Consider the following 24,237-nt stretch of genomic DNA (forward strand, 5'->3'; position numbering starts at 1 on the left):
CCAGATCGACGCCGACGCGGATAATCTTCATCGTGGACTCCTTCTCTTAACTGGTTGTGTGGTAACTCCCAGTTTAGGCGCCTAGACGCCAACAGGTGAGGAGGAGTCCATCCCATTGCTTCTGGCCTATTGTGTTGAAAAACGCGGGTACGTTGACCTGTGGATAGAATTCCTGCCAGCCTGGACTGGCCAGAAGCGTCGCAATTGAACGATCACCGACTGCTTGGAGATTTGAGACATTCCGAAATGGTTGCCGCTCAACATTTTCAACACAATAGGCCGATAGCGGACGGGCCGAATGGCGCAGTGTACGAGATTATTGCATTAATGACCAGTACATGGGATTACGATGGGCATCAAACCTAATAGTAGATAGCAATGCATAACCATTATTACAGAACTACAAGAAAACTCTGAACAATCCATTAAATGACTAATTTTGCTTTACGGCCAGGCGCAGGTCAGGTTTGCAAGCAAAGCTCGATTGAATACGGGAATCGGTGGCATACCGTTTAACGAGCTTGCAAAACACACATCCGGAGTGATCCGCCGACGTATCCCCGAGTGCGATCAGATAGCGGCAGCGGCAACGCGGGCAGGTATGCAGCGCCAACTGCGATGAATGGTGGGTCCAAATGCCCTCTACGCTAGCGATCAGCTCGAAAGCTCGGTCAAACGAAATGCTGGACCGGCCAGTCCATCGCTCTCGATACATTTTATAGGCGCACACCATGGCCTTGCGTGCCGAGCATGCATGTTGCGTACGCAGGAAATGAAAAATAGTAGCAATCAGTGACGCCTCCGCACGTTGCACCAGGGTCGCCATGTGGTACCAATCCTGCGAGCTAGGCCATCGACCGCCGGTGGCCGCGCGGTCATTGTAGAAATATTCCCGCAGCAGTGATGCACTCAATCCGGTCAAATAGGCGACGGTTTTCATCCGCGCGCCCTGTTCGACGCAGGATTTGGCAAGCTGCAGGGCCTGGATGTGCCGCTCTGCATGTTCGTACGCCATACGTCACCTACGCCAAGCGCGCACGGGCCGCAGTGGCCTGGCCGGCACGCGATGGTCCGCGTGCTGCATCCTGATCCACAGCGCCGACCCGGCACAAGGTCATGGCCAAAACGGGCGGTGTTTCGAGGAGAGTTTTAAAATTGCCTATCGGCTTAAACAAGCTTTCATGCGACATGCTAGCGGCAAGCTGCTGCAATGAGTCCACGCTCATTGCAGCCAGTGTCTCGGCTGAGGCTGTGTCGAGGTGAAAGGTACAGCAAGTGGCAAGGGGGTCTTGCTTCAGACCCACCTGGATAGTGAGTAAGTAATTCAAGTTGAGGTACTGCACGTCCGTGTATCGAATCGCGTCTTCCATGGTCCACCCCGCTTTGCCCCGCTGCGGCGGGGCGTGGTCATTCATCCGGTTTCCGCTGTGCACATCTGCCACGTCGGTCAACGAATGGGCGAAGTCATGGGTAAGAGGACTGCGCGCGACGGCATTAGCACATTAAAAAAAGACTACTCCGCAAAATTTCAAAGGTCAATAGCAACTGCTAATCGAATCAAAATATTTATGTGCACTTTAGCAAAATTTTACTAGAGGAAATGCAGTTCTCGCCCTAAAATCGAACTCTACCCCATAAAAATCTGCCCGTAACAACTGCTACAAATAATCTACAAACAAATCAAAGTCTCTCACTTTACCCCTGCATGGAGACAAAAATCGTGACAATAAGCAATAACATTCCGCTTACTAAAGATGCCGTCCGCGAACTGGACATTGATATCGTGCCTGGTGTTCGGCAACGACTCATTGCAGAACTCGACAGACGGGAAGTACTTCCGAACCAGCGCGAGCACTTCCTGAGTGACATTACCGGGCGAGCGCTGCAAACAGTGGCGCGCTGGATCGATGAAGAAAAACCAGGTCTGCCCGATCTGAAATCCCTCGCCATTGTCTGCCTTCAGTTCGACATGGATGCGAACTGGATCCTGGGATTGACATCGAATCGTCTCCCGTTCCCCAAGCAACAACTATCTCCACAGGTTCAGGAACAGGTCTACCGTCATGAAGAGCCCACCTTTGACTGGATCGGTCACATGCTCGGGCACACCGCATCGTTCACCGGCCCCAATCAAGTAGGAGTGATGAACGGAGATGACATGGCTCCACTCATCCATGATGGCGCACCATTTTTTTTTGATGCGACGGTCAATGAGGTGGAGGTCAACGGAATCTATCTATTGGATTACCAAGGAAGGCGCCTTGTGCGACACATTGAAATCATCGTGGGAGAAGGCCTATTACTTCGTTGCGAAAACCAACGCTACAACTCAACTCTTGTGAAAATATCAAAAGCAATGCTTACCCTGACAATTTTAGGACGTGTTAAAGCAGCCATTAACATCAACCGATTCTGACGTATCAAGACCCGCATCACGCTTCATCGAGCGGCATTCCCCGGCAGCCAAGCTACCGGGGAACCCAACCGTCGTGGTGTTAGATTTCATGCCACGCTACTTTGCTTCAGCGACCTCACGCCACTCCTTCAGCGAAAATTCGAGCATTTTTCCACCAAGCTCCTCAAATTCGGTGGCGCGATCATAATCCTCCACTTCCTGCGAGTAACCGGTCACTGCATTGAGCAAGCCGTAACCATTGAGCTGCTGTTCGGCAATCAGATGGCGTAACACGCCGGCACGCTCCGCCTCGTTCAATACAAAGCGATTCGCCAACACTTCCACTGCCCTCACGGGGTCTCCCGTCAATGCAATACCCATCGTCTTGCGCATCTTTTCCGATATCAGTTGAAAGGTCGCCTCCGACACCGCGGTCTGCACCATGTCCCGCGCTTTCAGAAAGATCGCGCGATCTTCGGCCTCGACTGTGTCATCTTGCAGCACGACGTCATTACCACATTCGAGTAAACGCCCAGCATGGTTTTTGCGCATCGAGCGCTCACAAGCGATGAGCCCATTGCTGCATTTCAGCCGATAAATCAACGGGTCCACGCGCAACCGCCCCACCCCGATCTCCGAATTACTGACCACGACACCGGCCTGCAATACGTCTCCTGGCACGACCTCATGCGTCACCTCGGCACTCACGACCTTCAAATACATCTTGGTTTCGGTCAGCTCCACCGACTCAAAACGGGCACCGGGAAGTTTAAGCAAGATCGGTAAAATGCTGTGGGCCAAATCGATGTTGTCGAGCCGACGGAAGCGCGACGACAAGAATGCCCTGGCCCGACCCGCCATGGTTCGCACCATATAGCTGTCTGTGGCATTGATTCTGAGCCACGCATTGATGTTGTCATCGAGCAGTTCGGTATCAAACGAACGCATACGCTTAAAGTACAGCAATGGTATATCCAGTTTCCTTGCCAACTGCGCGCAGACAAAATCGTTCATCAAGTATCGCTTCTTGCCATAGGGCTCATCAATGACGAGATTGCACTGCCCTGCCGCCGTCGTCTCGCTTACCAGCTTCGTCGCCGGCACGATCATGTCCTTCTTGAGTGCCGCCTGCCGCTCAAGTTCGATGACGAGTTGCTCCAAAGGACGTCCTGTTTTCATCACAACCTCCATGAAAAAAGCGGGCGATGCAGCTCCCTGGCGGGAGTGCATCCCCGCAGGGTCAAGCACGCAGAATTCACTGAGTTCCACGTGGGCGCACGATTGCGCCAACATGCGGCGCCCAAACGGCCACCGCGCCACATCTACTGTTTTGCTCTCGGGACTTCACGCCGCATGACGCGCGCGGTGTGAAATCTTCAGTAACACCTCGGCCCAATCGGCGCCCGCCGACTTCGGCACAAACACCTCGGCCGATCTCCCTGTCCTTCCTGCATGAGATTTCAGGAAGCGACGCGCAAGGCTATACGCCGCAGCCTGCCCATCAAAAAATGCATGCGTATCGTTGTCAGCATAAATGCGCAGGCGTTTGACTGTTTCCGGTATCCACAGCTTTTCCAGGTTCCCGGCACTTATCCCCGCCCACACTGGCTGATGCGAACGTTTCATGACCGCCAGCGCGGTCTCGATGCCTTCACACACAGCCAATTCGTCTGAGGATGGCGCCAGACGAATGGCAGCGCCACCTATGCCAGCACACAGCAGTTTCTTGACCGCGCATTCGCGGGCCTTTTCGCCATTGCTCAAATACGTCCGATGCAACGACACCGTGCGCCCGCTCTTGTCCTGTACGCAGGCCACCATGGCAGGGTAGCGTCGCACCACAACGGCTTGACCAGTGAGCACATTGCGCTCGTAGTAACCCAACGCAGGATGCATGCGCAGCGTCGATGGGTACCGCTCCAGGTTGATGCCACGGTTTCGCAGATACCTGTCCACCTCATCTCCCGGTGTCACTGGCACTGTCTCGGCCAGAATCCTCCGAATCAGGCCATCGCGCTCTGTATGAGAATCCTGTGGGAGCGAGATCGACGCCCTCGGCGCGGTCACGCCAAGATAGCCTTCAACCCTGCTCAGCGCGTCTACAGCACTGAGCCCCAAGCAGCCCATTAGCAATTTAAATCCGCCACCGGCGCCGCAGCCACGGCAAATATAATTGCCGTGGCCAAACTTATCCGTGTATTGAAACCGGTCTGTGCCGCCGCAATCACCCAATGGGCACGGCTGATTGCGTTGATTGAGCACTTTGGCATCCACACCCAGCGCCAGCAAAATTTCCGTCCATCGTCCAAACGCGCGCTGCTTGACTTGCTGAAAATGCGCGTTGAATTCTTCCTTATTTCTGCTCATGTTGACCTCCCCCTATCAGGCGCAAGAGAACTGCCTCGGTTCGGGCACGCCACGCGGCGCGTGAACAGCCCCCCGTGCTCGATGGCAAAGCCAACTCGCCCCGACAGCAGTTCGTCTAACGTGAGAAATCTCGTTCGTCTCTCCGGCCGGCCTCGCTGTGGATCGACCTGAAAACCGCCTGGCACCAGGGACAAGCGTATCGACCGCAGTTCCTGCCCGAGATAGAAAACACGACCTGGCTGCCCCACAACGATCTCGCTTTCCTTGATTCTGAAGGTCAGCTCGTCGACATCTTGCACCTGACAAAAGCGAACGGAAGGAAATGCAGCGGCAATGGTGGCGTCACGCATGGCAACCTCCCTTCCTGCCAGTCTGGCGCGCGCCCCTGCCACCATGGCCATTTAAATGAGACTCACCATTCTCTGCATTCAACGATGTAAAAAGATCGGCTTCATGGAGCTTGACCTGCTCATTCATCCACTGCGGATTCTTGAACAAATTGTCGGAAATCCAGTCTGGCTTTGCCAGTACCGCCTGGCGAACCCACGCAGGGTAGTCCTGCAGCGCAGTCATAAACCAGCGGCACAACTGGGAAGCAATCCAGTCGCGCACCTCCTGCGCATCGATGGCGCCGATGAATGGCAACTGCGACAACGGACTACCGCTCACCACCTTCATGCAATTGACGAAGGAAAACGGCTGCGTATCACGAACTGGATCCGTAAATACCCAACGGACCAATTCAAATTTCTCGTCCAGTGGCGTGCGCGGGTCGCTGAGCAAACTTACTTTGCGCAATAGCCACCAGTGCAATGCCACCAGCTCCTCTTCGGAAAATTCAATCGCGTCATCATTCGTTTCGCGCGCGGATACCTTGCTTGCCGGTGCACGCGGCGCGGCTCGATGGAAGGAAGTGTCCCTATCCTGGGGGACGCGACAATAGTTGATGTGAGATCTGCTCATGATTGCCTCGCACAAGAAAAAGAGACGAGGCAAGTCCCTCCCGGGATGCATCGTCCCAAAGGGGGAAATAAATCATCCGGTTGCTGCGACGCACCGGAACTTCAATTGACTGGCTTGATACTGTCGGCTGATGCCGTTTCGGCGGGGATGCCAGCTACCGTCCTGAAAACGCATGCAAAGTGCTTTGACGTAACGGCGCGGTGCGCGTGGCGCGTCAAAACACTCTCGTTATTCAGGAACACGGACGTCACGCCTGGAAACAGGAGACGGTCCAATCGGTGCTGCGGTGCGCTGGGCGCAATTGATCAGGCTTGCCAGACGATGCAGGGCTAGCTGCTGCGATAATACTGTAGGTCGCCCTCCCCGGCCTGTCAACACAGGTTCGACGAAAAATGCTTCCGGCAAATCCACCGGCACCGGGATCACGCAGTTGCGTACGCATCCATACGGGTATCGACGTGCCCGAGTGGCAAACACAGTACCCGCAAATACGCTTCCAAAGCTCCGCGCATTCCTCTTGAATCAACAGGATGGTGAGTACACCATGTTATGTAGCCCAGTGGGCATTTTCGAGGACATCACCATGAACTACCCAGCTCCCACCCATTTGATCGTCACGCGTGATTATGGCGAAACCAACAGGAAGTTGCTGGCCAAGGAGGCCGCCGCCGATCTGACACGCGTCGAATCAGCGAGCCGCAAGGTCAATATCTCGCTCGCCAGTCCGGAAGGCAAGCGTTTGTACTTGCGCTGCTTCTACGTATCACAAGCGAATTTCCATTTTATTTCCGTCTTTGCCAGGATGAAATTACCAGCCGAGGATGTCGATCAAGTGGAGCAGGAATTGCGCACCATGCTTGACGCGCGCATTGCCCTTGCCAACCAGCGGATCGTCGCCTTCGAGAAACTATGCCATCAACATGGCATCCACGAACTGGCCAGCTACGACATCGAACCTCTCGCCCTCGAAGCAAAAGTCTTTTCCATGTTCGGCCGGCGTTTACTGGAATTGATCAGCAAAGTCGACCAGCTCATGCCCATGCTCGAAACCTTGTGCATTGACGAGGTGCTCTCGACAAGCCAGCTCATTACCGAAAAATCAACTATCAAGAAAACCGTACGGGCGGTCACCGCTACCACGCGCGCGCTATCCCTCGGCTTGCTCAAACGCATCAATGCACTGCCAGCATCCGAGCGCAAGCCCACCGCACCGAGCACCCTCCCCTCCCAGGGCGATGATTCAAGCACCTCTCCAGCGTTCACCGGAGTGACGCAACGAGCAGACCATCCGGCACCAAATCCGGCCCCTGAGCAGGTTTTAAGCACTCCAGTCGCCCCATTCAGCGAAGAGGTTCCGGCAAGTCCCTGACGAGCCTTACAAGCCTTCCTACCCGCATCCCGGATAGGAAGTCTATCCCCCAACCAACCGGCACGGAGGAAGCCATGTGCCTTAAGATGTTACTCTGCAGTGAAGCGCCTGCGGCACCGGCATGGTGCTTAGCAGCGATGGAAGTCGCATTTGGTCCGTCCTATCGGGTGGAGCCAAGAGGCGACAGCATGTTGCCTCTGGAGACGCCGCAACGACACAGCGGCATAGCAATCATGGTAATTGAGCAGGCAACCAGGTTCGACCCGCATGATGTCCGGCGCCTGATCGAATGGTGCCATGTCCACGACAAGGTGGTGTTGGCATGCGGAGTGTTAACGGAGGACGAACGGGAATCCTACGGATTGAACCATTGCATCGAATTGGACATCATTGTCCCCCACGCACCACGCTGTATTCAATGGACTTCCTGCGCCGGCACGCTCCACCTATTCGAAGAGATGATCGTACCAACGCTGAAAACCGCCCAGCGCACTTCTCATCTCTATTGCTCCGGGCTACGATGCCAGCACCATCGCAGTAGAGAGACAACAGGAACGCAGCGGACATGGACACCTCGCCAGGGTCCTGAGCGCAGGAAGTGTCTCACAGGCCATTCCCATGCCACCTCTTTTGCAGCGGATGACAATTCGTCGGCCACACGCCACTGACACCGGCCGCTGCGCCATCACTCAATTGCCGTGAAATGCCACCAAAATATGCCGGTTTCCAACTTGATGCCCGCGATCAGCACAACCACCATGGCTCATGGATCATGGCTCATGGATCATCCGTCATCGGTCATGCAGACAGCTCATTTAAATACATCAGATGTCCTGCCTGGCGTAATGTTTCGATGGTGCTGGTGACCCGTGGCTGCGGCCGCTTCGCCAATGCGACAGAGCCCTGGATCCGCCCCCATTCCATAGTGCAGCTACTTAGGCACGGCCCAAATCGAAGACAATGCCCACAGTTTGAGATCCCTTACCTCGGCTGTAGCTCCCTCGGAAAATAGCGATAATCTTGGTGTGGCAGGATCAGGGAATATCTGGCTGGTCAGCACAGCCTCCCCCTCTCCTGCAAACACGCTTATCGACGCGGTATCGAATAGGACGCGCAAGCGTAGTTGACCGTCGCGCAGCGCTAGCGGAGCAATCTGCCGTGTGGAAAATCCGGTCAGCGATGTAGTATCGCCAGCGTGGCTGCGGTCCAGATACAACACTCCTTGCTCGCGGTCATATCCCACGTCAATTCTTTGGCCTTGAACACCACTATGCAATCGCACGCCGACAAGGCGCGCCTTGCCAGGCTTCAATTGCATTTCCAGCTCCAGTGCTCCTTCCTTGCTAATGAGTGGTTCCGTGGACTGCATATCTGTTGGCACGCTCAGCGTCGTTGCGTCGTAGAGCAAGTCCGTACGCAACCGCTGCAATTCGGCAATCGGTTGCTGAACAAGCCGTACCCGCCCGTTCACGGTACGCAATGACACTTCGCGTGGCACCGATTGTGCGCTGCGCCAAGGCGCAGTCGGCACCTGTTGCCCGTATAGCCAATTATTCATCCATCCAATCATGATCCTTCGATTGTCCGGTAGCCCGTTCCAGCTGACTGCGGCATAGTAATCGGCCCCATAGTCGAGCCATTGGACCTGGTCGCTCGGCCGGGCCGTCGTGACCGATGGTTCACGGGATATGTTGTTGCTGGCGTGCTGCGACTGAGGATCCGAAGCGAAGGTCGTGCCGTCAAACGTCCCGACGAAATACTGTGTTCCGGAGCCGCCAGCCGGCCCACCAGGATTCAGACTGATCACAAGCACCCATTTACGGCGAGAGACATCGCCGTCGACTGGCAGCTCAATGAGATCAGGGCATTCCCACGCGCCGCCTACTGCATTCTCCGGACCGAATTCGCTCAGCCAATCCCAATGCAACAAATCACGCGATGTATAAAACAAGGCCTTATGCTGGTTCGGCAAAACGAGCACCATTACCCACTTTTTCTGGGGCGCGTACCAGAATACCTTTGGATCGCGAAAGTCTCGATACTCGTCGGTATAAGGAGCCGGTGGAAATGGGATCACTGGATTGCCAGAGTATTGCATCCAGCTGCGGCCACGATCCAGGCTGTAGGCCAGCGATTGCGCTTGCGTACCAAGGCGCACGGATTTTCCATTGGCAAATTCCCGCGTCTGCGGATATACGCTGGTGTAGAGTGCAATCATGGCTGGCCGGCCTGGTTGCCCCAGGCCGCTGGTATTTGCCTGATCAACCACGACACTTCCAGAAAAAAACATTTGCGTCACCGATCCTTGCGCGTCCTTCTCCACCGTCAGCGCCAGCGGCAGTTCTTGCCAGTGAATCAGGTCTCGACTGACCGCGTGTCCCCAGGACATATCGCCCCAAGTACTGCCGTTCGGATTGTACTGATAAAAAAGATGATATTCGCCTTCGTAGTAGACCAGGCCATTGGGATCATTCATCCAGTTGCGCGCAGGAGAATAGGATAGCTGCGGACGGAACGCTTGCTGATAATTTGCTGCCGACATATCCGGTTGCACGGCGCATCCACCGCTGCATACTGCGGCACCAAAGGTCAAAAGGGTCATCATTGTACGGTTCACTCTACGTCTCCATTATCTATTTATTATTTTAAAAACATGAGCAGTCGGAGGCCGTTCATACTCAGGTCATCAGAAATGTCTAACGTTGTCATTTTTTAAATGATAAGTAGTCGGCCACATACCGTCAATAGAAAAATCTGCCACAAGGCCTGGCATCGCCACGCTGATATGTTGCGCGGCAGGTACATCTCGCCGCACCGCCAACCACTTCATTTCAGGCGATCGCGCGCGTTGAATGTCCTGACGAGAGGCGTCACCAACATCGACACGACGGGGCAATCCGACGATGTCGACCCAGCAGGATCGGGCCGCCAAAGAGAACCTTGGGCTGAAAGACAACTAACGCAGAACACATTTCCTTTGCATTTCAGTTGACGCCGTACGCAGAAATGCTTACCATAAAAATACAAATGACAACGTTAGACATTTTTGATGCGACAACGACAGTCAGCACATAAAAACAGCACCAAGGAGACAGTGTGGCAACGATTCACGATGTGGCGGAGAAAGCAGGCGTATCGATCAAGACGGTCTCGCGCGTGCTCAATGGCGCTACCGAAGTATCCGACAAAACCCGTGAACGCATCGAACTGGCGATGCGTAGCCTGGAATTCACACCATCCGCCGCGGCGCGCATGCTGCGTGGGCGACCTACCGGCTTGGTAGCGGTCATCGCCGAACGGCTGACGACCACTCCAGATTCGTCGGAAATCATCAAAGGCATTCAACTCGTCTGCGAACAGCTCGGCAAGGTGATGCTGATTGGCGAGACCGGAGGAAGCGCCGCCATCGCTAGTAGGCTGGTGGCCGATATGCGTGAGCGCCGTGTAGAGGCCATCCTGTACGCCACGCCGTTTCACCGGCAGGTAGAGCTCGAACCGCTGATGGGCGGCACGCCCGCTGTGCTGGCCAACTGCTTTGAGGCGGCGGGACGCTACACTCAGGTTGTTCCTGACGATGAAGGAGGCGGCTATGCGGCTGCGCAGATCGTCCTGCAAGCAGGTCACCGAAAAATCGCCTTTCTGCAGCTGATCCAGGGCATGGTGGCGACTCAATTGCGCTTACGCGGCTTTCACCGGGCCATGCGCGAGCATGGTGTCACTCCCGACGCGGAATGGCTGATCCATGGTGCGGACGAGGCCGATGCAAATGAATTCTCCCACCTTTCCGATGCCGTTGACCGCCTGTTTGCCAAAGCGAACCGACCCACGGCCATATTGTGCGGCAATGACAAGATGGCCATGCGCGTCATCTTTATATTGCAACGGCGTGGCTTGCGTGTGCCTGCCGATGTCTCAATTGTCGGCTTCGATGATTTCCGCCTGATTTCTGAGGCGCTCGATCCTGGCCTGACGACGGTTGCCCTGCCCTACCGTGAAATTGGCGAGTTGTCGGGACGCTTTGCGCTGGAGCAACCGCCGCAGGAAGCCGCAACGATCCACGTTCCGTGCGTGCCAGTCATGCGCGGTACTGTCAGTACTCCACCTTCCCGCACGACGGCAAAGGATAAGCGGTGAGGCCCGCGTTGGCGGTGATGTTGGCGGTGTTAACGGCGCCCGCATGGGCCGCACCTCAAGAGATCAAGTTGTGGCGCCATGATACGGGTGATGTCGAAATGGCAGCAGGCCGGGCTGCCGTCGAGCGTTTCAATCGTTCGCAGCAACGCTGGAAAGTGGTGATCGAAGCCATTCCCCAGGGCTCCTACACTGAATCAATTACGGCCGCCTCAATGGTCGGTCAACTGCCATGCATCATTGCAATGGATCAACCGACGGTACCCAACTTTGCCTGGGCGGGACATGTTCAGCCTCTCGATACACTGCTGCCGACCGATGCTGTGAAGCGCCTGCTGGAAGGTGGACGTGGTTCGTATAAAGGCAAACTGTATAGCGTCGGACAGTTCGACGTCGCGCTGGCGCTCTTTTCCCGCCGCAGTCAGCTCGAAGCACTCGGCGTGCGCGCTGCGACACTGGAGCATCCCTATACGGCTGCCGAATTTCACACCATCTTGCTCAAGGCCAAGCAAAGCGGGCGCTATCGTTTTCCGCTGGATTTGAACGGCAGGTTCAAGGGCGAATGGTCCAGCTACGCCTTCTCGCCATGGCTGCAAAGCGCCGGAACGGACCTGATAGACCGCACTAGTTACCTGCGCGTGGACGGCATGCTCAACAGCGACGCCGCCATTCGCGTGGGCCGCTACTATGGTCGATTGTTCAAGGACAAGCTGGCCGAGCGCAACCCCGCAGATGACCGAGCCTTCGAGCAAGAACGGACACTTTTTCACTATACGGGATCCTGGAAGGCGCGCGAGTATAGCGAACGATTCGGCGCTGACCTGCTGGTCATGCCACCACCCGATTTCGGCGATGGTCCAAAAATAGGCGCTGGAACCTGGCAGTGGGGTATCACGCGCACATGTCGACAAAGTGATGGCGCGGCTGCCTTCCTGACACACTTGATCTCGACACCCGAAATTGCCGAAGCGTCGCGCGCCACGGGACTGGTGCCAGTAACGGTCGAGAGTGCCGCTATGACCGAGCATTATCGTCCAGGCGGTGACTGGCGCCTCTATTTCGAATTCGCCCGGCGCTATGCGGTAACACGGCCGGCCACCCCCGGCTATCCGGCCATGTCGTCCGCTTTTGAAAAGGCCATGGCTGACATTCGTAGCGGCAAGGATGCCGCCGATGCGCTCGACGAAGCGGTCGAGGCAATAGAACACAACATTAGCCGCAACAATGGCTATGGCTTTGACACAGGCAAACCTCGGAGCGCACCATGAAAACCAAACTTGGCCAGGACAGCCCGCTCGCGGCAGCGCTGTTCGTCTCGCCCGCAGTACTGTTGTTCCTGCTGTTCGTTGTGCTGCCGATGCTGCTCGCTGCCGGAGCGACCATGACGAATCATCGCCTGATGTCGCCCGAAGCGACCAACTATATCGGCTTTGATAATTACAGGCGCCTGTTGTCACTCAAGGTTGCCGCCATCGATCCGATACAAGACGCGCACGGCAACCATGTAAGCGATGCCGACGGCGTGCACTTCCCCACTTGGCGCCAGGTACGCAAGGCGCGTCCGGAACTCGAAGGCTACCGCGAAGCGTTCCGCATTGAAGTGGGAAATCAGCGCATCGTGCTGGCGGCCACGGATCCCCTGTTTTACCGCTCGCTGATAAATACATTCCTGTTTGCCGCTCTGGTACTGCCCCTGCAATGCGGCGTGGCACTGGGTTTGGCGATACTCGTCAACCAGCGCGTGCGCGGCAGAGTCTTTTTTCGCACCGTGTATTTTGCCCCCGTCGTGACCTCCATGGTAGTGGCATCCATCGTATGGGCTTTCATGCTCAATACGGACCGCGGCATGCTCAACGAACTATTGCGAACACTGCTGCACGATCCCGACGCCGGCCCCGATTGGCTGGGTGATAGCGCCTATGCCTTGCCAGCCATCGCGTTGATGTCGGCCTGGCAAGGCGCAGGATTCCAGATGCTGGTGTTTCTGGCTGGACTGCAATCGATCTCTGCCGAGCAATATGAAGCGGCTACCCTGATGGGTGCCAACGCCTGGCAGCGCTTTGTGCACGTGACCCTGCCAGGGCTGCGCAATACCATTATTTTCGTGCTGGTCTCGACGACATTACTGGCCTTCGGCTTGTTTACGCAAGTTGACGTGATGACATCCGGTGGACCGCTCGACTCCACCTCGACAGTCGTATATCACGCTGTGCGCAACGGATTCAAGGAGCAGGATGTGGGTTACGGATCGACTATTACGCTGGTGTTCTTCCTGATCGTCCTGGCTCTGTCGCTGCTGCAACGTCTACTGGTATCAAAAGGAGAATCGAAGTGAACCGCCCACTGCGCAAGGCGTTCGGCGCCACTACACTGTTCGTTTGCATGAGCGTGATCGGCATCATCTTTGCCACCCCGCTCCTGTTCATGTTCGCCTCCTCGTTCAAAAGCGATGCGGCGATATTCTCCAACCTGTCCAGCTGGAAGGCGTACGTGCCTACGGCAGACTGGTCGATGCAAAATTACCAGGCCGTGTTTGAAAAAAGCGACTTGCCAGGCTTCCTGCTCAATTCCACCTTGATCGCCGCCTTGATCGTGGTCGGCGGAATTCTCGTCAACAGCATGCTCGCTTATGCGATAGCGCGCATGCGCTGGCGTGGCCGCAAGGTTGTCCTGGCGCTGGTAGTAGCCATGGTCGTCGTGCCATTCGAAGTAATCGCCATTCCACTATTGTCACTGGTGGCGCGTCTGCCATGGCCGGCCTTCGAGCATGGCCAGGTCGTACTGCACACCGGCTGGTTCAACAGTCTGCACGTGCAGGTGATTCCCTTCCTCGCCAACGCCTTCTGCGTGTTCCTGTTCTATCAATTTTTTCGCGACATTCCACCTGAGCTGGATGAAGCGGCAAAGATGGACGGTGCCGGCCCCTGGACGGTGTACGCGCGCATCATCATGCCTAACAGCGGACCGGTCATCGCCACCGCCGCCATTGTGTTATTCATTTCGGCCTGGAATCAGTATCTGTGGCCGATCATGGTGGTGCAAGGCGAAGCATTCCGGCCGGTCCAGCCGGGCATCCAGCAGTTCTTCGGACGTACCAATTCGTGGGGCCAGATCATGGCCTACGCATCGGTAATTACTTTACCTGTGCTCGCGGTGTTTCTGGCGTTCCAGCGGCAATTTGTCGCCTCGGTCGCCGGTACCGGCATCAAGGGCTAACCTGAGATTAATCATGACATTACAAATCAACAACAAATACATCTGGGACTTCTGGCACTTCGCGCAAGACGATCTGCAGCACCTGTTTTTCCTGCAGGCCGACCGCGCTATCGGCAACCCTGATCTGCGCCACTGGAATGTGTCGATAGGACATGCGGTATCGACCGACCTGCGCAACTGGACAGCATTCGGTACCATATTTGGCCCCTCTGCTGACCCGGCCTGGGACGACTTTACCACCTGGACTGGCTCCATCATCCAGGCCGAGGGCAGCTATCACCTTTTCTATACCGGCACCAGCCGCGCCGAGAACGGGATGCGCCAACGCATCGGCCATGCAACGGCAAGCAGCATCAACGGCCCGTGGACGCGTGTCGGCAGCGGCCTTGCACTGGACCTGGATGAACGTTATTACGAAGAGTATCAGGAAGGTCGCTGGCATGACCGCGCGCTGCGCGATCCGTGGGTGCTACCGCAGAAAATGGACGGTATGTACCATATGTTCTACACGGCACGCCGCAACGACGGGCCGTTGTATGAACGTGGCGTGATTGGTCACGCCGTCTCGCCGGATCTGATCCACTGGGAGGCGACGGCGCCCGTGTATGCAGGCGGCCACTACGGTCAACTGGAAGTGCCACAGATCTTCGAACGCGACGGCCGCTGGTACTGTGTGTTCTGCAATATCAGCGCCCACTGGTCGGAAGCCATGCGCACGCAACATGGCGGCGGGGTTTCCGGCACTCACTACTTAGTAGCGGACCATCCGCTGGGGCCATGGCAGCCGGCACCAGGCTTTCTCGACGGCGACGAACCATGCCGGCGCTATGCGGGAAAGATCCTGCATGACCCCGTAACGGGTGGCGACTGCCTGATGGCGTTTGAGGATACCGGTGCCGATGGCCAATTCGTCGGCCGCATCGGCGACCCGATTGCCCTGCGCCTGGAAGGTGGACTGTATCAATTAGGTCACTTATTGGCGGAAAAATGACAACGATAGACATTTCATGACCCTGTACATCTGACAAAACAATAAAATGCTGGAGGAGACAACATGAAAAAAATGCACCTCGTGCCGACGCGCCGGCATGGCCGCCGTAGCACCATCGCCGCGCTACTACTATCGGGCTGGCTGGCCAGCGCCTACGCTTCCCCATCGGCGAGCGCTGCTCCCGTCCCCACGCTGCTGAGCTACTGGGCGCTGGATGAACACGGTGGGAGTATGGCTCTGGAGGCGCGTTCGGGACGCCGTGACCAGATTGACTATGTCTTTAATCAGGCGCGCTTCAAACCACGCTCTGCGCCACTTTGGCGTGGCGCGAACAGTTGTATCAAACAAGGGTGCCTGCTTTTTGACGGCTACTCGACCGTCTTGCGCGCTCCTGTCTTAAATGACAGCCAGTTAGCGCGCGGCTTCACGCTGAGCGCCTGGGTGGCACCGCACGCCTTCGAGTTTGGCGATGGCGGACACTACTCTGCTTTCCTGAGCCAGTTCGATGCCAAGGCAAAGCAAGGCTTTTCCTTCGGCGTCTACCGTTTTGGCGCCTTCGGCATCCAGCTCGGCTTCGGCGATGCCATTATTGACGTGCGCGCCGAAGAACACAGACTGCCGCGCGATACCTGGTCGCATGTGGCGGCAAGCTATGATCCGGCCAAACGGCAAGTGGCGCTATTCCTGAACGGCAAGCGCGTCGCGCAGACAACCGTTCCCGGCAATGGCCGTTTTAGCATGCCGGAGCGCGCCTTGACGATCGGACAGCATTCGCAGCCGGAACAAATCGGTGGCGTCTTTCAGCTCAATACCTTTCTAGGCTTGATGGATGAAGTGCGTATTGATGCCGGACCGAGCGATGCCATGGCACTCGCGCGCCTGGTGGCTGCCGACCTGGCGCCTCATGCCGGCACAGTGCCGCAGCTGACATCAGTTGATTTGAACATCGCTGCATCCACTTTCGACGGCGACCGCTATCGGCCGCAATATCATCTGATGCCTGATGCGGGATGGATGAACGAGCCGCACGCACCGTTCTATTACCAGGGGCAGTACCATCTGTTCTTCCAGAAGAATCCGTTCGGGCCGTTTTGGCACCAGATCCACTGGGGCCATTGGGTCAGTGCCGACATGGTGCACTGGCGTGAACTGCCGATCGCATTGGCACCGGAAGACGATGGGCTGGCCACGGATGGGATCTGGTCTGGCAGCGCAACCTATGCTGCCGATGGCACGCCGGTCTTGTTCTTTACCGCTGGCAATGATTCGGCGCGTCCAAACCAACGTACGGCGATGGCAACGCCGGGAAACTTGCGCGATCCGGATCTGGTGCGCTGGAGCAAGTATCCGACCCCGGTCACCGTGCAGCAACCAGGCATGGGCCGTTTCGGTGAATTTCGTGATCCGTTCGTTTTTCGCGATGGCGAACGGCAGCGCTGGTTCCAGCTGGTCGGTTCGGCACTACCCGGCGGCAGCGGCACGGCGCTGGTCTACGAATCGACGGATCTGCGCAACTGGACGGCGCGCGGGCCGCTATTTTCTATCGATGCAGCAGCCTTTCCCGGCATGGAAGCCACTTGGGAATTGCCGGTGCTGCTGCCGGTCGGCAACGGCAGCGATGACCATGAACGGCATGTTTTCCTGATCGATGTGCGCGGCCAGGCCTATTATTGGACCGGCGTGTTCGATGCCGCCAGCGCCCGCTTCACACCAGATATCGCAGCACCACGCACTTTTGATTTGGGCGAGGGCCACTTTTCCGGACCGAGCGGTTTTGTCGATCCGAAGACGGGCCGCAGCATCGTCTTTTCCATTGCCCAGGGAGAGCGTTCGCTACGCGATGAATATGATAGCGGCTGGGCGCATAACGCCGGGCTGCCTGTCAGTCTGTCGCTGGGCGCCGATGGCGATCTGCGCCTGGCCCCGATTGAAGAACTGTCCAGCTTGCGTCAGCGGCAATTGCTCGACCTGCACACCGTCAGCGTGGAACAGGCGGCGCAGGCCCTTGCCGCCATTCAAGGCGACCTGCTGGAGATCGAACTGGAAGTGGCGCCGGGGCCGGCGACTGGCAAACGCGGACTGACTTTGCGCGCCGCGCCTGATGGCATCGAGCATACCGACCTGTATGTCGACACGGCGCAGCAGCGCCTGGAGATCGACCGGCGTCACGCCACGCTCGATATCGATGCACGCTCGCGTGGCGTGCAAGGTGGCCATTTTGCGCTGGGTGGCGAGAATCTGCGCCTGCGTGTCTTCCTGGACCGCTCGATGCTGGAGGCCTATGTGAACGAACGCAAAAGCCTGACAAGCCGGGTGTATCCGACTCGCCTGGACGCCAAGGGCTTGGGCTTGCTGGCCCTGCCTGGCGACCATGTCGTCTCGCTGAAAGTATGGGAAATGGGTGCCGCCAATGGCAAGCAAGTCGTGCCGGCAACGCACACCCCGTCATCCCGATAACACCCATCTACGGCTGTCAGGCTGGATGAATGACGCGCATGCGCGAAGGAGTATACAAGATGGCAACAATTGAATTACAGGCAGTCGCCAAGACCTATCCAGGCAAGGACGCGCAGTATATTTTGCGCGGCATCGACTTCCTGATCGAAGACGGCGAGTTCGTCGTGCTGGTCGGGCCTTCCGGCTGCGGCAAGTCGACCTTGCTGCGCATGATCGCCGGCCTGGAAGAAATCAGCGCCGGCGAGATCCGCATTGACGGTGAACGCGTCAATGACACACCACCGGCCAAGCGCGGCCTGTCCATGGTGTTTCAAAGCTATGCCCTCTATGCGCATATGAGCGTTTTTGAAAACATCGCCTTTGGCCTGCGTTTGGCGCGCGTACCCAAGGCGGAAATCAAGGTGGCAGTGCATGCGGTGGCCAAGATGCTGCAGATGGAGCACCTGCTGCAACGGCGTCCGCCGCAACTGTCCGGCGGACAGCGCCAGCGCGTGGCCATCGGACGCGCGATCGTGCGCAAGCCACGTGCCTTTTTGTTTGACGAACCGCTGTCCAATCTCGATGCGGCACTGCGCGCCGATATGCGCGTGGAAATCGCTCGTCTGCACAAGCAGCTTGGCGCCACCATGGTGTACGTCACCCACGACCAGGTCGAGGCGATGACGCTGGCCGACCGCATCGTGGTGCTGGGACCAAACGGTGTGCAGCAAATCGGTGCCCCTATGCATCTGTATGACCGCCCTGCCAATGTCTTCGTCGCCGGCTTCATCGGCAGTCCCAAGATGAATTTGTTTCCTGCCACCCTGGACGCCGCCGGCCAGTTGCACATTGGCACTGTGCGCCTGGACTGGGCTGATGCGCGCCAGCCTCAGGCCGGGTCTGAGGTGACGGTCGGCATTCGCCCGGAGCATTTGGTGGCAGACCCGCAAGGCGCGATCGAGGGTACCGTCTTGTTGGTCGAGCGCCTGGGTGCCGAGTCTTACGTGCATCTGGCCGTGCCGGGACTGGACAAGTCATTGATGGTCGTGGTGTCAGACGAGCCTCCTGCCGTCGATGCGCGCTGGCGCGTCGCTCCGGTGGCTGGGAGGGTGCATGTATTTGACCGCAATGGCCTGCGCATGGACGCATCAGCGCAGGCAACAAGTAGTGGGGAGGTGGTAGCAAAAGTGTCATAGCGCAGACACGGGAAGGAAGGTATGCAGATTGTAGATAAAAATGACAACGTTAGACATTCAAAAAACTACTCAGGCTCCTCAGAGACGCCTGATAATCATAAAAGGAGATAGCGGTATGACTTATTCAATCACTCGTTACATCTGCCGTTCTGCGGCCCTGGCCATTTGCCTGGCACCGGCGCTCGTGTTCGCGCAGCAGCAAGCCAGCCCGGCAGAGACGTTGCAGACGACGCAGGAAGCGGCGGCCGTCGATCCCAACGCCGTGGTCGTCGTGACTGGGGTAACCCGAACCACCACCAAGAAGAACGCTACCTTCTCGATCAACACGCTCAATGCGGAAGATATACAGCGGCTGGCGCCCATGAGCACCGCCGATTTGCTGGCCAACTTCCCCGGCATTTACTCGGAAGGCGGTAGCGCAGGCGAAGCAAGCAACAATATTACCGTACGTGGCTTGCCCGCGACGGGCGGCTATCGCTTCGCCCCTCAGCTCATCGACGGTTTACCTGCCTATGAAGAGCCGGAAGCGCCGTTCATGAACAACGACGTATTCATCCGAGACGACCTCATGACAGAAAGCGTCGAGGTGGTCAAAGGCGGTCCGGGTGGCATCTTGTATTCGAACGGCCTGGGCGCCACGGTCAACCACATCACGCGCACGGGTGGCGACCGCCTGGCTGGTGGCTATAAGGTTGAATATGCAGACTACGGCTTCCTGCGCCAGGATGCCTTTTTGTCCGGCCCGCTCACGCCCAATCTGCGCGCTGCCGTAGGCGGCTTCTATCGGCGCAGCGATGGCGTGCGTGATACGGGTTACACGGCAGACCGCGGCGGACAGGTGCGCGGCAACCTGGTCTACACCAGCAACGATCGCAAGACGACGGCACGGGTCGATGCACTGCTGATCAACGACCGTACGGCCTTTTACCAGAACTTGCCCATCTCCGTGCCGCGCTTCGAGAAGTCTGGCACGCCGGCCAATCCGACCAGCATCAACCAGGATTCGATTCAGCCGATGGGCATCGATTTCGCACACGGCACCACGGCATCCCCATACAACCGCCGCTTTAACATGCTGGGCGAGTATGGCAGCCGGACCATCGACCAGGCCGACGGCATCCATCCGGACTTCAAGATGCTGACCTTGAGCGGCTCGCAGGAACTGGACAACGGCTGGAAAGTATCCTCGGGCCTGCGTCATACCAGTGGTACGAATGGATTCAATGCCGTGTTTACCGGCAACGACACTGCATCGTCGGCCAATTTTCTGAATGCCCGCTACCAGAACGATGTCATTTCGCCCGCACATGGCGCGGCGTTGAACTGTAATCTGAGCAATGCGAAGCTGGTCGGCTTCTTCAACGTTCCAGCCAACAACGCATGTGCTGCGTTCAACAATATCAGCCGTGAGGATTTCATCAAGAAGTATGGCAAGGCCAGCGGCGTGCAGGGCCGCTATCTGAACGATGGCAGCGCGGTGCCCGGCTCGGCAAACCTGAACTTCATGATTCCGTTCATCGCCGAGGTGGATGCATCGAGTACTTCTCTCGACCTGAAAGCGCAGAAAACCTTTGAACTGAAGGGTACCCACGACCTGACCTTCGGCGTATACAAGAGCCGCTATAAGTATGCCCCGAATTTCCAGCAAGCCCTGCTCGTTAGCGATGTGGCGCCGCAATCGCGGCTGGTAGACTTGGTCGCCGTTGATGCACAAGGCAATCAAGTTGGCCCCAGCCTGACCCAGGGTGGCGCCATCCTGCCCGGCTGGGGCGGGTTCGTCAGCCAGATTCAGGGCGACGGTAACGCCGCCTATCTGCTCGATCACTGGGAAACGATGGGCAGCAAACTGAAAATGGATATCGGCGTGCGTTGGCAAAACCTGAAAGCCGACGTGGTACGGCGTGACCGTGACGCGATCACCGACTTGACGCCCTCCGGTGTCATCGTAGGCTCGACTGGGGACACGACAGCCGACAATGAAATCAGCCTCCCGGGCAATCCACATACGCTGAAGAAAACCTATCATGGCTTCGGCTGGTCCATCGGTGGCAACTATAGTTTCAGCAAACCTTTGGCCGTGTATGCCCTGGCATCTGACTCATTCCGCCTACCAAGCCTGCAGGACTTGAACGACCTGAGTACCGCATCGGCCACGCTTGTCAACGGCAAGCCCGTCGAGGTCAGCGCAGTCGAAAAAATTCGCCAATACGAAGTGGGATTACGCTATCTCACGCGCGGTTTCGGTGCTTCGGTGGCGGTGTTCTACAACAATTTTTCACCACGCAGCTCTGTCAATATTTATAAGGACATCGCTTCATCACAATGCGCCAGTCAGGGAGGCGTGACGCAAATCAATTCCTGTCCCGACGTGGCACAGCTGTACAAGCGTGGCGTGCGCAATGTCGGCACCGAAGTGGAATTGACATGGCGGCCGTCTGCCATCGATGGCCTGGAGTTGAAAGGAAACGTGGTTCTGCAAAATCCGAAAGTCACTGGTGCAACCTATACCATGACGCAAGAGGACAAGGATGCGCAAGGGGTCATCGAAGGCTACCATTATCTGCAGATCAGCGAAGATGGCCGCCGGCCGCGGCGTCTCCCGAAAGTAATGGTCAATTTCATGCCGTCATACGATCTGAAAGCAGCCACCGGTCTTCCATTGAGCCTGTATGGACAATTCCAGTATTACGGAACGCGTTTCTCGGAAGCGTCGGATAACAATGTCACCTTGTATCCAGCCTACCATATCATTAATGCAGGTGCGCAGTACCAGTTCACTGAGCGTCTGAGCATGCATTTGCATGTGGCCAACCTGACCAACGAATTATCGTTCACGGAAGGCGATCCGCTCTTTAACGACTTGCTTTCGCCAGATGGCAGCCGTAACCGGGGCGTGGCAAGACCATTGTTTGGCCGGACGATCCGCGCCAGCCTGTCTTATATGTTCTAAGGCTCCTCAACAAATCAATCCAGGTAGAGGTTCGCAAGCCCGCTCTTATAGCGGGCTTTTTCCTATTTGGAGGGTAATAATAGCTCCCTCGAATAGCAATGAATGCACCAGACAATCCTGAATTACTTATGCACCAGGACTGAGTACTGTTCGTATCCGACACACGCCACTGACACCGGCCGCTGCGCCTTCACTCAATTGCCGTGAAATACCACCAAAATATGCCGGTTTTCAACTTGATGCCCACGATCAGCGCGGCCACCATGGAGCAGGATGATCCGCCATCCGTCATCGATCATGGAGACAGCTCATCATGAAATATATGCCCCCTTCGAACCATTCGCCGTTTAGCAACTTGATGCACCCTGCCATTGGCCTGGGAGCATTTGTCGGCAATCTCAAACGCCAGCGTCGGTCTGGCCCGAAAGCCGGCCGCTCTCCTCGCGCAGCACGTGTCTTGACCGAGAGCGAACTCAGAGTACCTGGCCGGGTTCTCATTAAACGCCGCCAGCTCTTGCAAAAAGTGCCGCTATGCGAGCGCACTATCCTGAACCTTGAAAAAAGAGGGCAATTTCCCCGGCGTTTTACTATTACCTCGCGCCTGGTTGCCTGGGACCTCAACGAGGTGGACGCATGGATCGCCGAACAGCAGTCGGCCGCACGTCTGCCCGGTGCACCGCAGGCACAGCCACTACCGCGCAGCCCGTCTAAATAGCCTGTTAGTCTTTCCGCTTTGTCCAGGCGTCGATCATGTCTGCCCACTCCTGCAGCATGGTCCGGCGCTGAACCGCGTATTCAGCCTTGTTGTAGACGGCTCGCACGCCCCTCTGCTCGTGGGCGAGACATTTTTCGATCCAATCGGTGTTGTAGCCGGCTTCGTGCAGCAGGGTCGATGCTGTTCGCCGTAAATCGTGCGGCGAAAAATCGGCCAGTTGTTTCCCACAGTCTCGTGCCGTGGCGCAGACTGACACCAGGATGCGATTGAGCGAAGCACCATTCATCGGCACATCAGGGTCATATCGCGATGGCAAAATATAAGGGGATGTGCCAGCACAGGTACGCAACGCAACGAACATATCCAATGTCTGACGTGACAGATAGACGTTGTGGGGGTTGCGGCGCTTCATCCGCCTGGCCGGAATAGTCCATAGAGCATCGGTAAAGTTCACCTCACTCCATGTTGCGTCCGTCAGTTCGGATTTGCGCACCATCGTGAGCAACAGTAATTTGCAAGCCAGGCGCAAGGTCGGCGCGCACTGCACGTATTCGATATGTTCGTAGAACAGCGCGATCTCTTCGGCACCCAACGCGCGGTCGCGCGGCTCAAATACAGCAATGGACGAGGGAGCAACCAGATCCGCAGGATTTTCAACCTTCTGCCCTCTTTGTTCTGCGTACTTAAAGACCAGTTTCACGATATCGCGCGCATGCACGGCCGTCGCGGGGGCGCCACGTGCGAGGATGGCGTCGCATACGGAACGCAACTCGTTGTGCGTAATCTCATGCAGCAGGAGACTGCCAAAGGAGCGTTTCAGATCGCGTTCGTACACCGAGCGCCGCATATCCCGCGTCGACTCCGCCATTTTGTATTTTAATAGCCAACGTTCGGCCCAGACGCTGAATGGTTCTCCCGCTGCCAGTTGGGTACGCGATTTGGCTTTGAGGCGCGACGGGGACTTGCCTTCCGATTGCGCTTTCTTGGCTTGCTCCAGGCGCTCCCTTGCCTCCTGCAAGCTCAAGCCACCAGCACCGTACCGTCCGAGCACCAAGGTTTCACTGCGGCCATTGACGCGGTAGTTATAGCGAAACGAGATGGTGCCAGTGGGCAGGACCGTCGCATACATACCGTCACGATCCGGCACCTTATAGGCTTTCGTAGCAGGTTTCAGGTTTTTCAGTTTCGTATCGGTCAACATGGTCACCTCCCACTCCTACACAAGTCTGTACTGGCGGCCGATTCATTTCAAACAATCAATCACTTAGCGCGAAAAAAGTGAAATCGTTATCCCATCTCGGGCTGCTGATACCCTCACGATGAAGAGCGTAAAAAAGATGAAAAAATTCCTTTAAAATCAAACACTTAAAACAAAAAATACCCGCAAAAATACCCTCACGTGACAAAACAGCAAGAAGAACCAAATGTTAAATTCACATTTCGGCATATTTGATACCCGCAAAAATACCCACAAAAAAACGTGCTTGGCTCTGTCGACGGTTGCTTGC

18 protein-coding genes are annotated in these 24,237 nt (G+C 56.7%); 11 read left to right on the top strand and 7 right to left on the bottom strand.

Translation table 11 applies throughout. The annotated features are described in order from the left end of the window. Nucleotides 1–433: 433 nt before the first annotated feature. Nucleotides 434–1,015 carry a FlhC family transcriptional regulator gene (locus CSQ95_RS22195; RefSeq protein WP_099411102.1) on the bottom strand — a complete coding sequence of 194 codons (582 nt, stop codon included), beginning with the start codon at nt 1,013–1,015 and terminating at the stop codon, nt 434–436. Nucleotides 1,016–1,720: 705 nt separating this feature from the next. Between CSQ95_RS22195 and CSQ95_RS22205 the strand changes: the two genes are divergently transcribed. Next, entirely contained in the window at nt 1,721–2,416 is a 696-nt protein-coding gene (locus CSQ95_RS22205; protein WP_143450047.1) for a S24 family peptidase, read from the top strand. 96 nt (nt 2,417–2,512) lie between these two features. Here CSQ95_RS22205 and CSQ95_RS22210 read toward each other — a convergent pair whose 3' ends face one another. From CSQ95_RS22210 to CSQ95_RS22225, 4 genes are all read right to left on the bottom strand, one after another. Continuing rightward, the gene (locus CSQ95_RS22210) at nt 2,513–3,574 is read right to left on the bottom strand and encodes a DUF932 domain-containing protein (RefSeq protein WP_099411156.1); all 1,062 of its coding nucleotides are present in this window, start codon (nt 3,572–3,574) and stop codon (nt 2,513–2,515) included. Nucleotides 3,575–3,739: 165 nt separating this feature from the next. Continuing rightward, nucleotides 3,740–4,762, bottom strand: a complete 1,023-nt coding sequence (locus tag CSQ95_RS22215; protein ID WP_099411105.1) for a toprim domain-containing protein — start codon at nt 4,760–4,762, stop codon at nt 3,740–3,742. Then, a complete protein-coding gene (locus CSQ95_RS22220; RefSeq protein ID WP_099411106.1) occupies nt 4,759–5,112 on the bottom strand; it encodes a hypothetical protein in 354 nt (117 codons plus the stop codon). Before CSQ95_RS22220 ends, CSQ95_RS22215 begins: the two co-directional genes overlap by 4 nt. Beyond that, nucleotides 5,105–5,725, bottom strand: a complete 621-nt coding sequence (locus CSQ95_RS22225) for a hypothetical protein (RefSeq protein ID WP_143450048.1) — start codon at nt 5,723–5,725, stop codon at nt 5,105–5,107. The genes CSQ95_RS22220 and CSQ95_RS22225 overlap by 8 nt, the downstream gene beginning before the upstream one ends. Nucleotides 5,726–6,308: 583 nt before the next feature. Here CSQ95_RS22225 and CSQ95_RS22230 point away from each other — a divergent pair. Beyond that, nucleotides 6,309–7,094, top strand: a complete 786-nt coding sequence (locus CSQ95_RS22230) for a DUF1845 domain-containing protein (RefSeq protein WP_143450049.1) — start codon at nt 6,309–6,311, stop codon at nt 7,092–7,094. Between the two features lie 931 nt (nt 7,095–8,025). Here the strand turns inward: CSQ95_RS22230 and CSQ95_RS22235 are convergent. Beyond that, nucleotides 8,026–9,699: a glycoside hydrolase family 32 protein gene (locus tag CSQ95_RS22235; RefSeq protein WP_099411109.1), complete on the bottom strand. Its 1,674-nt coding sequence runs from the start codon at nt 9,697–9,699 to the stop codon at nt 8,026–8,028. Between the two features lie 491 nt (nt 9,700–10,190). Between CSQ95_RS22235 and CSQ95_RS22240 the strand changes: the two genes are divergently transcribed. From CSQ95_RS22240 to CSQ95_RS30355, 9 genes are all read left to right on the top strand, one after another. Beyond that, nucleotides 10,191–11,228, top strand: a complete 1,038-nt coding sequence (locus CSQ95_RS22240) for a LacI family DNA-binding transcriptional regulator (RefSeq protein ID WP_099411110.1) — start codon at nt 10,191–10,193, stop codon at nt 11,226–11,228. Continuing rightward, nucleotides 11,225–12,493, top strand: a complete 1,269-nt coding sequence (locus CSQ95_RS22245; protein ID WP_218963636.1) for an extracellular solute-binding protein — start codon at nt 11,225–11,227, stop codon at nt 12,491–12,493. Before CSQ95_RS22240 ends, CSQ95_RS22245 begins: the two co-directional genes overlap by 4 nt. Continuing rightward, entirely contained in the window at nt 12,490–13,560 is a 1,071-nt protein-coding gene (locus CSQ95_RS22250; RefSeq protein WP_099411111.1) for a carbohydrate ABC transporter permease, read from the top strand. Before CSQ95_RS22245 ends, CSQ95_RS22250 begins: the two co-directional genes overlap by 4 nt. Next, nucleotides 13,557–14,441: a carbohydrate ABC transporter permease gene (locus tag CSQ95_RS22255; RefSeq protein WP_218963637.1), complete on the top strand. Its 885-nt coding sequence runs from the start codon at nt 13,557–13,559 to the stop codon at nt 14,439–14,441. The genes CSQ95_RS22250 and CSQ95_RS22255 overlap by 4 nt, the downstream gene beginning before the upstream one ends. A 13-nt stretch (nt 14,442–14,454) precedes the next feature. After that, the gene (locus CSQ95_RS22260) at nt 14,455–15,432 is read left to right on the top strand and encodes a family 43 glycosylhydrolase (protein ID WP_099411112.1); all 978 of its coding nucleotides are present in this window, start codon (nt 14,455–14,457) and stop codon (nt 15,430–15,432) included. A gap of 63 nt (nt 15,433–15,495) precedes the next feature. Then, the gene (locus CSQ95_RS22265; RefSeq protein ID WP_099411113.1) at nt 15,496–17,889 is read left to right on the top strand and encodes a GH32 C-terminal domain-containing protein; all 2,394 of its coding nucleotides are present in this window, start codon (nt 15,496–15,498) and stop codon (nt 17,887–17,889) included. A 59-nt stretch (nt 17,890–17,948) separates the two neighbouring features. Beyond that, nucleotides 17,949–19,064 (top strand): ABC transporter ATP-binding protein, encoded by a 1,116-nt coding sequence (locus tag CSQ95_RS22270; RefSeq protein ID WP_099411159.1) that lies wholly within the window; start codon nt 17,949–17,951, stop codon nt 19,062–19,064. Nucleotides 19,065–19,179: 115 nt separating this feature from the next. Continuing rightward, nucleotides 19,180–22,014 (top strand): TonB-dependent receptor, encoded by a 2,835-nt coding sequence (locus tag CSQ95_RS22275; RefSeq protein ID WP_180279136.1) that lies wholly within the window; start codon nt 19,180–19,182, stop codon nt 22,012–22,014. 313 nt (nt 22,015–22,327) lie between these two features. After that, entirely contained in the window at nt 22,328–22,729 is a 402-nt protein-coding gene (locus tag CSQ95_RS30355; protein ID WP_257218156.1) for an AlpA family transcriptional regulator, read from the top strand. 4 nt (nt 22,730–22,733) lie between these two features. On the opposite strand, the gene CSQ95_RS22285 is transcribed toward CSQ95_RS30355, so the two are convergent. Continuing rightward, nucleotides 22,734–23,930: a site-specific integrase gene (locus tag CSQ95_RS22285; RefSeq protein WP_099411115.1), complete on the bottom strand. Its 1,197-nt coding sequence runs from the start codon at nt 23,928–23,930 to the stop codon at nt 22,734–22,736. Nucleotides 23,931–24,237 lie beyond the last annotated feature (307 nt).

The organism is Janthinobacterium sp. BJB304, from assembly GCF_002735765.1.
Classification (GTDB): Bacteria; Pseudomonadota; Gammaproteobacteria; order Burkholderiales; family Burkholderiaceae_D; genus Janthinobacterium.